At 63.5% G+C, this 13,025-nt stretch carries 12 protein-coding genes; 6 read left to right on the top strand and 6 right to left on the bottom strand.

The annotated features are described in order from the left end of the window. The 6 genes from ACP5E6_RS07880 to ACP5E6_RS07905 all read left to right on the top strand — a co-directional run. Positions 1-296: hypothetical protein (locus ACP5E6_RS07880; RefSeq protein WP_427953537.1), on the top strand; the 296-nt coding region annotated here is incomplete at its 5' end. Between the two features lie 44 nt (positions 297-340). Further along, positions 341-2,422: an elongation factor G gene (fusA, locus tag ACP5E6_RS07885; protein ID WP_427953539.1), complete on the top strand. Its 2,082-nt coding sequence runs from the start codon at positions 341-343 to the stop codon at positions 2,420-2,422. Between the two features lie 66 nt (positions 2,423-2,488). Beyond that, positions 2,489-2,755, top strand: a complete 267-nt coding sequence (locus ACP5E6_RS07890) for a hypothetical protein (protein ID WP_427953541.1) — start codon at positions 2,489-2,491, stop codon at positions 2,753-2,755. A 230-nt stretch (positions 2,756-2,985) separates the two neighbouring features. Continuing rightward, positions 2,986-3,834: an undecaprenyl-diphosphate phosphatase gene (locus ACP5E6_RS07895; protein ID WP_427953543.1), complete on the top strand. Its 849-nt coding sequence runs from the start codon at positions 2,986-2,988 to the stop codon at positions 3,832-3,834. A 32-nt stretch (positions 3,835-3,866) separates the two neighbouring features. Further along, the gene (locus ACP5E6_RS07900; protein ID WP_427953545.1) at positions 3,867-5,006 is read left to right on the top strand and encodes an MFS transporter; all 1,140 of its coding nucleotides are present in this window, start codon (positions 3,867-3,869) and stop codon (positions 5,004-5,006) included. Continuing rightward, a complete protein-coding gene (locus ACP5E6_RS07905; protein WP_427953547.1) occupies positions 5,006-5,755 on the top strand; it encodes a GDSL-type esterase/lipase family protein in 750 nt (249 codons plus the stop codon). The genes ACP5E6_RS07900 and ACP5E6_RS07905 overlap by 1 nt, the downstream gene beginning before the upstream one ends. 7 nt (positions 5,756-5,762) lie before the next feature. Here ACP5E6_RS07905 and ACP5E6_RS07910 read toward each other — a convergent pair whose 3' ends face one another. Genes ACP5E6_RS07910 through gnd form a run of 6 tightly spaced genes read right to left on the bottom strand, consistent with a single transcriptional unit; the run spans position 5,763 to position 13,020 of the window. Beyond that, positions 5,763-7,535: a glycoside hydrolase family 15 protein gene (locus ACP5E6_RS07910; RefSeq protein ID WP_427953549.1), complete on the bottom strand. Its 1,773-nt coding sequence runs from the start codon at positions 7,533-7,535 to the stop codon at positions 5,763-5,765. 47 nt (positions 7,536-7,582) lie between these two features. Then, complete coding sequence (rpiA, locus tag ACP5E6_RS07915) at positions 7,583-8,845, bottom strand: ribose 5-phosphate isomerase A (RefSeq protein ID WP_427953551.1); 1,263 nt, start codon at positions 8,843-8,845, stop codon at positions 7,583-7,585. Beyond that, positions 8,842-9,588 carry a 6-phosphogluconolactonase gene (gene pgl, locus ACP5E6_RS07920; RefSeq protein WP_427953553.1) on the bottom strand — a complete coding sequence of 249 codons (747 nt, stop codon included), beginning with the start codon at positions 9,586-9,588 and terminating at the stop codon, positions 8,842-8,844. The genes rpiA and pgl overlap by 4 nt, the downstream gene beginning before the upstream one ends. Positions 9,589-9,596: 8 nt before the next feature. Then, entirely contained in the window at positions 9,597-10,418 is an 822-nt protein-coding gene (locus ACP5E6_RS07925) for a Cof-type HAD-IIB family hydrolase (RefSeq protein ID WP_427953555.1), read from the bottom strand. Beyond that, a complete protein-coding gene (zwf, locus tag ACP5E6_RS07930; protein ID WP_427953557.1) occupies positions 10,415-12,025 on the bottom strand; it encodes a glucose-6-phosphate dehydrogenase in 1,611 nt (536 codons plus the stop codon). Before zwf ends, ACP5E6_RS07925 begins: the two co-directional genes overlap by 4 nt. Then, the gene (gnd, locus tag ACP5E6_RS07935) at positions 12,022-13,020 is read right to left on the bottom strand and encodes a phosphogluconate dehydrogenase (NAD(+)-dependent, decarboxylating) (RefSeq protein WP_427953559.1); all 999 of its coding nucleotides are present in this window, start codon (positions 13,018-13,020) and stop codon (positions 12,022-12,024) included. Before gnd ends, zwf begins: the two co-directional genes overlap by 4 nt. Positions 13,021-13,025 lie beyond the last annotated feature (5 nt).

Consider the following 13,025-nt stretch of genomic DNA (forward strand, 5'->3'; position numbering starts at 1 on the left):
CACCCTACGAGGTGTGGGTTTCCGGTGGTTGCGCCGGTACGGACCAGATTAAAAAAAATTTACTCTGGTTTCCGGGCGTTTCACCGGTACGGACCCGATTAAAGAGAGTTTTTTGGTTCTTTTTTGCAAAAAAGAACGCCTTCCCTTCCCCGCCACAACATCAACGCCATGGCCTGCGGGGGGCGGGTTGCAAAATTACCGGCGGCGCGGCATTATTCGTTGAGGATTGGTCGAAAGCCGGTCATGATCGGGTGGATTGCCGGATTACATCGGTAATCGCGCCCGATTCTCGTTGAAATCGCTGTCACTCATCTTGATCAGCTAAAATTTGGAGACTCTCATGGCCGGCAACCCGCTCGACCTGATCCGGAATATCGGCATTACCGCGCATATCGATGCCGGCAAGACGACCACGACCGAACGGATTCTGCATTATACCGGCGTGTCGCATAAGATCGGCGAGGTGCATGATGGCAACACCACGACCGATTACATGGATCAGGAGCGTGAGCGCGGCATTACCATCACCTCGGCGGCGGTGACCTGCGAGTGGAAGGGGCATCGGATCAACATTATCGATACCCCCGGCCATATCGATTTCAACATCGAGGTGAACCGTTCGCTGCGCGTGCTGGATGGGGCGATTTTCATCATCGAGGGCGTCGCCGGGGTGCAGCCGCAATCGGAGACCAATTGGCGTCTGGCGGATCGTTACAACGTGCCGCGGATCATTTTCATCAACAAGCTGGACCGGACCGGGGCTGATTTTTACCGGGCGTTCGCGACCCTGAAGGAGAAGCTCGATATTATCGCGCTGCCATTGCAGCTGCCGATCGGGATCGAGGACAGTTTCGTCGGCGTGGTCGATCTGGTCGAGATGAAGGCGATCATTTGGGAGGGTGGCGATCTGGGCGCCAAATTCCATGACGAGCCGATTCCCGAGGCGATGATGGAGCAGGCGAAGGAGCATCGTCAGGTGCTGCTCGATACCGCATTGTCGGTCGATGACGCGGGCATGGAAGAGTATTTCGAGAACGGCGATGTCTCGGTCGAGACGCTGAAGCGGGCGATCAAGACCGGCACGATCTCCGGCGCGTTCCGCCCCGTGTTGTGCGGAACAGCGTTCAAGAACAAGGGCGTGCAGCCGTTGCTTGATGCGGTGCTTGATTATCTGCCGAGCCCGGTCGATGTGCCCGGCATCAAGGTTGCGGTCGACGAAGGCGAGGAAGAGGGTGATCATCAGCGCCGGATCAAGGCGGATGTGAACGCGCCGTTCTCCGGCCTCGCGTTCAAGATCATCAACGACAAATACGGCACGCTGACCTTTGTGCGGGTGTATTCCGGCACGCTGAAATCCGGCGATTCGGTGATGAACACCACCAAGGATCACAAGGAACGCATTGGCCGCATGTTCCAGATGCACGCCGACAAGCGCGCGGAAATCAAGGAAGTGCACGCGGGCGACATTGCGGCGTTCGTTGGGCTGAAGGATACCGGGACCGGCGATACGCTGGCGGCCGCGGAAGACCCTGTCATTCTGGAGCGCATGGCGTTCCCGGTGCCGGTGATCGATATTTCGGTTGAGCCGAAGACCAAGGAAGCGGTCGAGAAAATGACCCTCGCCTTGCAGAAACTGGCGGGCGAAGATCCGTCGCTGCGGTTGAAGACCGATCAGGAAACCGGCCAGACGATTCTGTCCGGCATGGGCGAGTTGCACCTCGAAATCATCATCGACCGGCTGCGCCGGGAATATGGCGTCGATGCCAATATCGGTGCGCCGCAGGTGGCCTATCGCGAGACGATCTCGCGGGCGCATACCGAAACCTACACGCATAAGAAGCAGTCGGGCGGGTCGGGTCAGTACGCCGAGGTTAAGATCATCTTTGAGCCGATGGAGCGCAACGGCGGCATCGTGTTCGAGAACAAGGTGGTCGGCGGTTCGGTGCCACGTGAGTACATCCCGGCGGTCGAAAAAGGGATCAAGGTGCAGGCCGATACCGGCGTGCTCGCCGGGTTCCCGACCGTGGACTTCAAATACACCTTGGTGGACGGCAAGTACCATGACGTCGATTCCAGCGCGCTGGCCTTTGAAATTGCGGCAAAAGCGTGTTTCCGCGAGGGGATGAAGAAGGCCAGCCCGATCATTCTGGAGCCGATCATGGATGTGGAAGTCACCACACCGCAGGATCACGTCGGCGATGTGGTCGGCGATTTGAACCGGCGCCGCGGCATGATCCAGAACCAGGAAAGCTCGGGATCGACCATTATTGTGCGCGCGCAGGTGCCGTTGAAGGAAATGTTCGGTTATATTTCCAACCTGCGCAGCCAGACCAAGGGGCGCGCCTCGTTCACCATGCAGTTCCATCACTACGATCCGGTGCCGCGCAACATCGCGGACGAGATCATGGCGAAGAGTGCATGATGTTGCCTGCGCCGGCGCGGGTCTGACGGAATGCGGCTCCGCTGGGTGCGTGGCCGCGACAGGATCATGACAAAAGCGGGCGAACGCGCCCGCGAATGGTTGGGACTGGATGACGCGGGCAATCCGATTGCCCGCGTCATTCATTTGGACGGACCGATGGAGACCGAACGCGGTATTTTCCGCGCCATTGCGCTCGATCGCGAGGCCAAACTCATCCGCCTTCTGCCGCTGCCGCCGGCCGATGGCGATTGGCTTGCGGTGATCGGTGGCCGTGTCGTTGGCCGTGCCGCGGCGCCGCTGGCGGCGGTGCGGCGCGCCGAGGCGGCTTTGTGAAGGTGCTGCCGGCGATTGGGTGATCGCGCCGCCGGGGCCTCTGGGCGGGACCCGCGACGATCAAGACCGCGCACCTGATTTGAGCATGATCCCCCACGCGCTTGCCTTGCCTCCATCCCCTGCCCTGCTTCCCATCCCTCACCTGTCCCTGGCGCGGTTGCGGTGTTTGCGTTTTCCGGCCGGCTTGGTCAGAGAGGGGGGCGAGATGGACATCACATGAGGGAATTTGCATGACGCCGCTGATCGCTGTTTTGTTTGCCGTGATGCAGGGAGCGACCGAGTTGTTTCCGGTCTCCAGCCTGGGTCATGCCGTGATCGTGCCGGCCTTGCTGCACTGGCATATCGACCAGCACGCGCCATCGTTTCTGCCCTTCGTGGTGATGCTGCACGTTGGTACCGCGACCGCGTTGCTTGCCTATTTCTGGCGTGACTGGTGGGAGATGGCGCAAGGGTTGTTCGGTCGCGGCGAGGCACGGGTCAATGATGAGCAGCGCGGGTTGTTGCTGCGCCTCGTGGTGGCGACGTTGCCGGCCGTGGTGATCGGGTTTTTGTTGAAAAAGCCGATCCAGCATTTGTTCGCAAGCCCGATGATCGCCGCGGTTTTCCTGATCGCGAACGGCGGGTTGCTGCTGGCCGGCGAGCGGTTGCGGCGGCGGCGCGCCGCGGGCGGCATGGGAATTGCGCAATTGACCCTGGTGGACGCGCTGGTGATCGGGTTGTTTCAATGCCTTGCGTTCCTGCCGGGCCTGTCGCGTTCCGGGGCGGCGATCGTTGGGGGGTTGACGCGGGGCATCGACCATGAAGCCGCGGCGCGGTTCGCGTTTCTGATGGCGACGCCGGTGATTGCCGGGGCGACCGTGGTCGAGGTGCCGAAACTGCTGCATCACCACGCCGCCATGCATGGCATGCTCGGCATGGCGGTGCTGGCGGCGGTGGTGGCGGGTGTGGTGGCCTATGCCTCGACCGCGTTTTTGATGCGGTATTTTCGCGATCACGACCGGTGGGCGCTGGGGCCGTTTGCCGCGTATTGCGCCGCTTTCGGCGTTCTCAGTCTGGTTTTGTTGTCAGCCGGGATCTGATGCCGCCGCTTTGCCCGGCCGCGCAACGCCTGATGGCGGCACGATTGGCGCGCAGCGTTTCACAAGGGGCGTTGGTGGTCGATTTTGCGCTCTATGTCACGAAACTCGGGTGGCATCCGGCCTTTCTGGGGGTGGTGTTCGCGCTGGCGATTCTATTCGCCATCGTGCTGACCGCCGCGATCGGGCCGGCGAGCGACCGGTTGGGGCGCAAGCAATTCGTGTTGATCTATGAGGCGATTTCAGTGCTTGCCGCGCTGATCGGATTGCTCAGCCAGGCACCGCTGCTGCTGGCGTTTGCCGCGATCATCGGCGGATTCGGGCGGGGGGCCAACGGCGCGGCCGGACCCTTTGCGCCGGCTGAGCAATCATGGCTGTCGGGCTATATCGAGCGGCGTGATTTCGGCGCGGTGCTCTCGCTCAATACCGCGATCGGGTTTTTCGGGATGGCGCTGGGCGCGGTGCTCGCCGGCGTGATCGGGGCGCGGCAGGCGCTGTTTCTGCTGCCGCTGATCGCCTCGCTGGTGGCGACGATGCTGCTGGTGCTGACGCCGGATCGGCAGCGCAGCGTCGAGCCGCCGCGGCGGGATGAGGGCGCATCCGCACGGGCTGAGAACGGGTTGCTGTGGCGCCTGGCGGGGTTGAACGTGCTGAACGGCACCGGCATCGGCCTCAGCGGCCCGTTCATGTCGTGGTGGTTCGCCGCGAAATTCCATGTCGATGCGGGTGCGATCGGCCCCGCGCTGGCGATTGGATTTGCCGCCGCCGGTGGGGCGTCCCTGACGTCGGGGCATCTGACCCGGCGGTTGGGGACGGTGCGGACGGTTGTTTTGATGCGGGGGATCGGGTTGATCAGCCTGTTCGTGCTGCCGTTCGCACCGAGTTTTGCGGCGGCGACGGTGATTTATGCCGTGCGCTCCGCGTTCAACCGCGGCACCGCCGGCGCGCGGCAGGCGGTGGCGCTGGGGTTGGTGCGCAGCGACCGCCGGGGGCTGGCGGCGAGCGTCAATAATATCTCGGTGATGGTGCCGCGCGGCGTGGCGCCGGCGGTGGCGGGTCTTTTGTTCGAGGCCGACGCGCTGGCCTTGCCGTTTTTACTGGCCGGATTGTTTCAGGGTGCGTATCTGGTGCTTTATCCGCGCGTGTTTGCCGCGCATGATCCTTCGAGGTCCTGATGGTGCGATGGTGGTTTCTGTGTCTTGCGCTGCTGCTGCCCGGCATGGCCCAGGCGCGGGTTAATCTGGCGGCGGTGCCGATCGGGCGGATGGATCTGCCCTGGTGGCGCGCCGGTTTCGAGGCGACATTGCGCGCGGCCCATGCCGACCCCGAGGCGCAACTGGTGTGGCTGGGGGATTCGATCACCTATTACTGGCAACGCAACGGCACCGCGCCGTATCAGCAGATCGCGCCGATCTGGCGCCACTATTACGGGCGCTACCATCCGCTCGATTTCGGGCTGATCGGCGATACGACGTCGAGCGTGATCTGGCGGATCGACCATGGTGAGTTCGATGGGCTGCATCCGCGGCTGGTGATCGTTCTGATCGGCGCCAACAACCTGGGGGCCACGCATTGGGGCGCGCGGCTGACGGTGCCGGGCATCGAGGCGGTGGTGAAGGATTTGCACCGCCATGTGCCGGGCGCGAAAATACTTCTGCTCGGCGTGCTGCCCTCCATCCGCTCACCCTGGATTTCCACTGAAACCACCAGGATCAATCGCGAGCTGGCGCGGATTTACGCCACCAGTGCGCTGGTCACGTTTCGCAACGTCGGCGCTGTGCTCGAACATGACGGCCGGGTTGATGCGTCGCTCTATGTCGATCCACGTCTGACGCCGCCGCAACCGGCGCTGCACCCGGACGCTGCGGGGATGCGGCTGATCGCGCAGGCCCTGGCCCCGACCGTGACGGCGCTGATGAAATAGCGCCGCCCTACTCGATCGCGCTCAGGCGAAGGGCGGAATTGACCAGGGCGACATGGGTGAACGCCTGCGGGAAATTGCCGATCTGACGCCGATTGACCGTGTCGTATTCCTCGGCGAACAGGCCGACATCATTGCTCAGCGCGAGCAATCGTTCGAACAAAGCTTCAGCGTCGTGCTTGCGACCCATCATTGTATAATTGTCGACCAGCCAGAAACTACACGCCAGAAACACGCCCTCGGAGCCTTTCAGCCCGTCGTTGCCGGCGGCTGTGTTGTAGCGGCGCACGAAGCCGTCCTGCATCAGATCGCGTTCGATCGCGGCGATCGTGCCGATCATGCGCGCATCGTCGGGCGGCAGGAAGCCGACGATCATCAATAACAACAGGCTGGCATCGAGCCGCTTGGAGCCATAGGCCTGGACGAAGCTGTTCATCGCTGTGTCGAACCCCTCGGCGCAGACCTGGGCGTGGATGGCGTCGCGAATGCCGCGCCAGCGCTCGAGCGGGCCGTCGTAATTGAACGCCTCGATCGAGCGGATCGCGCGATCGAACGCCACCCAGGCCATGACCTTGGAGTGCACGAATTGCTGGCGGCCGCCGCGCACCTCCCAGATGCCGTCATCGGGCTCGGACCAGATGTTTTCCAGATGTTCCAGCAAAACGCGGCGCATTTCCCAACTGTTCTGGTCATGCTTCAGGCCGCCCTTGTGGGCTTGATACAGCGTGTCGAGCAATTCGCCATAGACGTCGAGCTGGCGTTGCGTGGCGGCGGCGTTGCCGACCCGGACCGGTTTGGAATTTTCGTAGCCTGACAGCCAATCAACCTCCCATTCGGACAGGCGGCGCTCACCGGCGATGCCGTACATGATCTGGATGTCGGCCGCGTCGCCGGCGATCGCGCGGTCGAGCCAGCGGCGCCATGCGAGCGCTTCCTCGTGATAACCTGCCGTTAGAAAGGCCTGTAGGGTGAAGCTCGCATCGCGCAGCCAGCAGTAGCGGTAATCCCAGTTGCGTTCGCCACCGAGTTCTTCAGGCAGCGAGGTCGTCGCCGCGGCGACGATGCCGCCCGTCTCCCAATGGGTGAGGGCTTTCAATGTGATCAGTGAGCGCTTGACGGCATCGGCCCAGTGCCCCTTGACCGGCACGCGCTTCATCCAGTGACGCCATTGATCGGCGGCGGTTTCAATGCTCTGCGCGGCATCGAAGCGGTGCGGCAGATTGCGGTGCGATGGCAGCCATTCAAGTGCGAAGGTCAGGGTTTCACCCGCTGCGACGGTGAAATCAGCCTCGGTATGCCGATGATGACCTTCGAGCGGGATTTCCGACCAGACCACCACCATGTCCGGTCCGGCCACCGCGACGACGCCGTTGCCCTCGGGCAGGCGCCTGACCCAGGGGACGATGTGGCCGAAACCGAAGCGAAACACCAGGTCCAGCCGCATGGCGACACGGCCGGCGACGCCGGTGACCTGGCGGACCAGCCGGGTCGTTTCGTGGGGATGCGGCACCATGCAATCGGTCAGCCGAACGACGCCGGTTGAGGTCGTCATCGTGGTTTCGAGGACGAGCGTGTCGTTGCGATATGCGCGTGTCGTATCGGTGATCGTGGCGCGCGGGGCGATCAGCCAGCGGCCGTTTTCACGATCGCCCAGCAAGGCGGCGAAGCAAGCGTCGGAGTCAAATCGCGGCAGGCACAGAAAATCGATCGACCCATCCTTGCCGACCAGCGCCGTAGTCTGCCGATCGCCAATCAGGGCGTAGTCTTCGATCCGTAGCGACATGCGGACCCTCCTTCACATCAATCGATTGATCGTTATTGACTTGACGGTTACGCCATGGCGGCGAGGCGGCGCATGAGCGATGCGACGATTTGAAGTGGTGATGCCGCGACATCGATGCTCATCACGGTTTCATCAGCGCCGGGGGGCTCAAGTGTTGCCAATTGACTGTCAAGCAGCGACGCCGGCATGAAATGCCCGTGACGCGCGGCGATGCGGGCCGCCAATAGCGCACGGTCGCCCACGAGATTGACCAGGATGAGATCGGGGCAATCGCTGCGCACCCGGTCGCGATAGGCGCGGGTCAGAAGGGAGCTGACGATCACGCCGCCGGAACCGGTCTGGCGCCAGACGCCCAACTGCCCGGCGATCCGATGCAGCCAGGGCAGGCGGTCGTTATCGTTCAGCGGATGGCCGGCGCGCATTTTCGCGCGGTTGCCTGGGGGATGCAGATCATCCCCATCGATGAACGGCAGGTCGAGACCGGCGGCCAACAACGACCCGATGGTGGATTTGCCGGATGCGGCAACCCCCATCACGGCGATCACCGGCCGGACGCGCGGCCGGGGCAGGTTCAGTTGGCGCAAGGTTGCGATGAGGGGGGATAATCCGCTCGCGGCAAGCTGGTTTCCGAGGAACGCGCGGGTCGATCCATCGGCAAAGCCGAGGATCGCGCTGGCACAATGGCCGATGAACAACCCGGTCTCCACCACGCCCGCGATGGTCTTGATCGCCCGCTCGAGTGCGGACGTTTCGAAATTTTCATTGATCGTGCAATGGGCGATCAGATTGCCGTTATCGGTGCGATAGGGCTGGCCGGGTGCCGCCATGCGCAGTTCAGGCGCCATCCCAAGCTCCGCGAGCCGCGCGAGGGTGCGCTCGATGCCGAAGGCGACGATCTCGACCGGCAGTTTCGTCTGCGCGCCGAGCCGGCTGACGAGCTTGCTTTCATCGGCGATCACGATGAAGCGGCGCGCGGATTCGGCCACCTGCTTCTCGCGCAGAAGCGCACCACCCAGCCCCTTGACCAGGTTCAACGTGCCGAACTCGATCTGATCGGCGCCATCGACCGCAAGATCGAGCAGGCCGCGCAGCGGTTGCATCGGAATGCCGAGCGACGTGGCGTGATGCTCGGTTGCCTGCGATGTCGCCGCGCCGATGATTTTCAGATTTTCATTGGAGATCCGGCGTGCGATCGCTTCGATGAAATGCCCGCTGGTCGACCCGGTGCCAAGGCCGAGATGCATTCCATCCTCGACCAGCTTGACCGCTTCCAACGCCGCGGCGCGCTTCTGGGCATCGGCGGTGATCATGCGATCGAGACGTCCTGAGGCGCCCAACGCCCCGCCGCGGCCGCATCGACCAGCCACAGAAGGCGGCCGTGCGGGCGCAGGCGGGCGGCCGGCACGTCCGTTTCGGCGCCGCTGAGAATACGATCGAGCATCGCCCGTTTGCCGGCGCCGGTGACGATGAAGACGAGGAGCCTGGCGCTTTCGAGGAGCGGCACGGTGAGCGTCACCCGCGGTTCGGGCCGACCTTCGGTGACGGGCACGACCCAGCGGCTGCGTTCCTCAAGGATGCCCGATTGCCCCGGCAACAGCGAGGCCGTGTGGCCATCATCGCCCATGCCGAGGAAGCAGAGGTCGAACAACGGTCGCGCCGGGTCCAGCGTATCGGCGCGATACAGGGTTTTCAGCGTGTGTTCGTAAGCCGCGGCGGCCTGCTCGATGGTGAGGCCCTCGAACGGCACCGCATGGAGGTGGGCGTGATCGTGATCGAGGTGATCGAACAGGCAGGATCGGATCATGTGCGCGTTGCTGGCCGGATCGTTCGGGGCGACGAACCGCTCATCGCCCAGCACAAAATCGATCGACGGCCAATCAATCGCCTGACGATACGGCGGCCTCGCCAGTCGTTCATAGAGCGGCTTTGGCGTCGATCCGCCGGCAAGTCCGACAATACAATGCTGCGGCGCCGCCTCGCTGACGTCGAGCAGTAGGCGCGCCCCGGCCTCGGCCAGGGCCGCCGCATCGGCCACCACCATGAGTTCGCCCACGACCGGTTTCATGCGGGCACGCGATCGAGGATGAACCGTCGCATCGCCTTGGCAAATCCGTCGCGTTCGCTGGTGTCGGTTACGTAGGTGGCCTGGCGTTTGACGTCCTCCTCAGCGTTGCCCATCGCGATCGAGACGCCGCTCCGCTCGAACATCGTGACATCGTTCGGCATGTCGCCGATCGTCGCGATACGGCTCCGGTCGATCTTGAGCAGGCGGGACAGGCGATCGACCACGGCACCCTTGTTCGCCGCTGTGCTGGTGACATCGAGATAATAGGGCTGCGAGCAGGCCGCCGTGACGTGGTCGCCGAATTCCTGCGTTGCGGCGGCCTCGCAGGTTTTCATTTTCGCCAGATCATCGGTGACCCCAACGATCTTCACCACCGGGCCGAAGTCACGATCGAACAGATCGGGCGCGATTTCGGGGGCGAATTTCACTGTCCACGCTTCGCGATCGACATGAGGGGCCGATTGGTCGGCGACCAGCCAGCTCGTTCGGGTGTAGACCCAGACATCGAGCCCGTGCGCGCGCAACAGGCGCATGGTGCGTCCGACGATCGCGGGCGGCAGGTCGGATGCGTGGATGATCGTCTGTAGATCCGGCGCCATCATGACACCGCCGTTGAACCCGGCGATCGGCGTATCGATGTCGAGCGGCCGGCTGAGCATCGCCATGCCCTGCGGGGGGCGTCCGCTGGTGATGGCGAAACGGATGCCGGCCTTGCGCAGATCGGCGACCGCCGCCACCGCGGCCTCGGTCAGCAATTTTTCCCTGGTGACCAGCGTGCCATCGACATCGGCGAGAACCAGGGCGATCGGGGGGATCACCGGCGGCCTCCGCGATCGGGCAGCGCCACCTCGCGCCAATGGCGGGAGGGATCGTCGCTGGCGAGCAGCCGATCGGCGGCGACGGGGCCGGCATCACCCGAGGCATAGTTCGGAAAATCGCCCGGCTTGTCATGCGTCCAGCGATCCACGATCGGCTGCACGATCCGCCAGGTTTCCTCGACCATGTCGGCGCGCTGAAACAGAGTCTGGTCGCCGATCATGCAATCATACAGCAGAGTCTCATAGCCGACATTGGCGCGGGGCTTGAACCAGTCCTTGTAATGGAACGACATTTCGACCGGCGCCAGTCGCATGGTCTGGCCAGGGTGCTTGACCTCGAATTGAAGCGCGATGCCCTCATCGGGCTGCAACTGGAGCACTAGAAAATTCGGCGGCATCGTGTCGAGCGAGGTGCCGTGAAACGCGGCCAAGGGGGCTTGTTTGAACTGGATCGCGATCTCGGTCATGCGGCAGGGCATGTGCTTGCCGGTGCGGATATAGATCGGCACGCCGGCCCAGCGCCAGTTGTTGATCCGCAGGCGCATCGCAACATAGGTCTCGGTGCCTGAGTCGGCGGCGACATCGGGTTCCTCGCGATACCCGATGACCGGTTTGCCCGCGACCGTGCCGGGGCCATACTGGCCGCGCACGGCATCGCGGTCGGTCAAGGTTTCGATCGCCGCGAATAATTCGTATTTTTTGTTGCGGATCGCTTCGGCCTCGAAGCCGACCGGCGGTTCCATCGTGACCATGGCGAGGAGCTGAAAGACGTGGTTGGGCACCATGTCGCGCAGGGCGCCGGTTTGTTCATAGAATTTGCCGCGCCCCTCGACACCGACCGTCTCGGCCACGGTGATCTGCACATGGTCGATCCGGTCGCGGTTCCAGATCGGCTCGAAGATCCCATTGCCGAATCGCAGCGCCATGATGTTCTGGACCGTCTCCTTGCCGAGGAAATGATCGATCCGATAGATCTGCCGCTCCTCGAGCACGGTCAGAATCTGCGCATTCAGCGCACGCGCCGAGGCGAGGCTGTGACCGAACGGTTTTTCGATCACGACGCGGCGCCACGGCGCGTCGGCGGCGTCCCCGCATTCGACCAGCCCGGAAGCGCCGAGTTGTTCGACGATGGTGCCGAAAAACCGGTCCGCGACGGCGAGATAGAACAGGCGGTTGCCACCCGTGCCGTGCTTGGCCTCAAGCCCTTCCAGCGTGGTTTTCAGGGATTGATAAAACGCCGGTGCCGTGAAATCGCCCTGCACATACGACATCGGGGCGGCGAGTTTCGACCACGCCGCCTCGTCGATCGCGTTGATCTGGTCCTCGGCATTGATGTCGCCGATGAAACTCTCAAGCGTCTGATGGAGCGAGCCGACCCAATCCGCGGTGCCGCGTTCGGCGATGTCGGCACCGATCACGACGCATTTATCGGGCGTCAACCCGGTGGTCGCCAGATTGTACAGGGCGGGCATCAGCAGCCGCTTGGTCAGGTCGCCGCCGGCGCCAAAGATGACAATGGCGCACGGACCTGGTGGTTTGGCCCTTTCCGGCTTGGTCGGCGCGGCCGCGATACGAGCTGAGGTGACAATGCCATCTGCCATGATCATTCTCCTTTCAGGACGGGCGTGGGGCCTTTTTCCAGGTGACCGCCAAAGCCCCGGCGCATGGCCGAGAGCATTTTCTCACCGAACGTATGCTCCTGGCGCGAGCGGAACCGTGCGAACAGCGACGCCGTGAGCACCTCGGCCGGCACCGCCTCCTCGATCGCGGCCTCGATGGTCCAGCGGCCTTCGCCGGAATCTTCGACGAAGCCGGTGAAGTCGGTGAGTTGCTCATCCTTGGCCAGGGCGGCGGCGGTCAGATCGAGCAGCCAGGAGGAGACGACGCTGCCGCGACGCCAGACCTCGGAAATATCGGCGAGGTTGAGCTCAAACCGTTCATGCGCCGGCAATTCCGCCATCGCCTTGTTGCGCAGAATGTCGAAACCCTCGGCATAGGCCTGCATCAAGCCATATTCGATACCGTTGTGCACCATTTTGACGAAATGGCCGGCACCGGTCGGGCCGGCGTGGATATAGCCGTGCTCGGCGCGGGGATCATGGCCGGCGCGGTCGGGCGTGCGATCGATCGTGCCGATGCCGGGGGCGAGGGTCTTGAAAATCGGATCGAGGTGTCCGACGATGGCGGCATCGCCGCCGATCATCATGCAATAGCCCCGATCGATGCCCCAGACGCCGCCCGACGTGCCGACATCGACATAGTTGATCCCGCGCGCCTTGAGGCTGGCGGCGCGGCGGATGTCGTCCTTGTAGAAGCTGTTGCCGCCATCGATGATGATGTCACCGGATTCCATGGCACCCGCCAGGGCTTCGACCGTCGCTTCGGTGATGTCGCCGGAGGGCAGCATGACCCAGACGGCGCGCGGTGGTTCGAGCGCCTTGACCATCGCGGCGAGATCGGCGGCGCCGGTCGCGCCCTCCTGTTCGAGTGCCGCGATCGCGTCGGCCGATTTGTCGAACACGACACACGTGTGCCGGTCGCGCATCAGGCGGCGTGCGATATTGGCACCCATGCGGCCGAGGCCGACGATTCCGATTTTCATCTGCT

The organism is Acidiphilium sp. (genome assembly GCF_049977125.1).
Taxonomy (GTDB): Bacteria; Pseudomonadota; Alphaproteobacteria; order Acetobacterales; family Acetobacteraceae; genus Acidiphilium.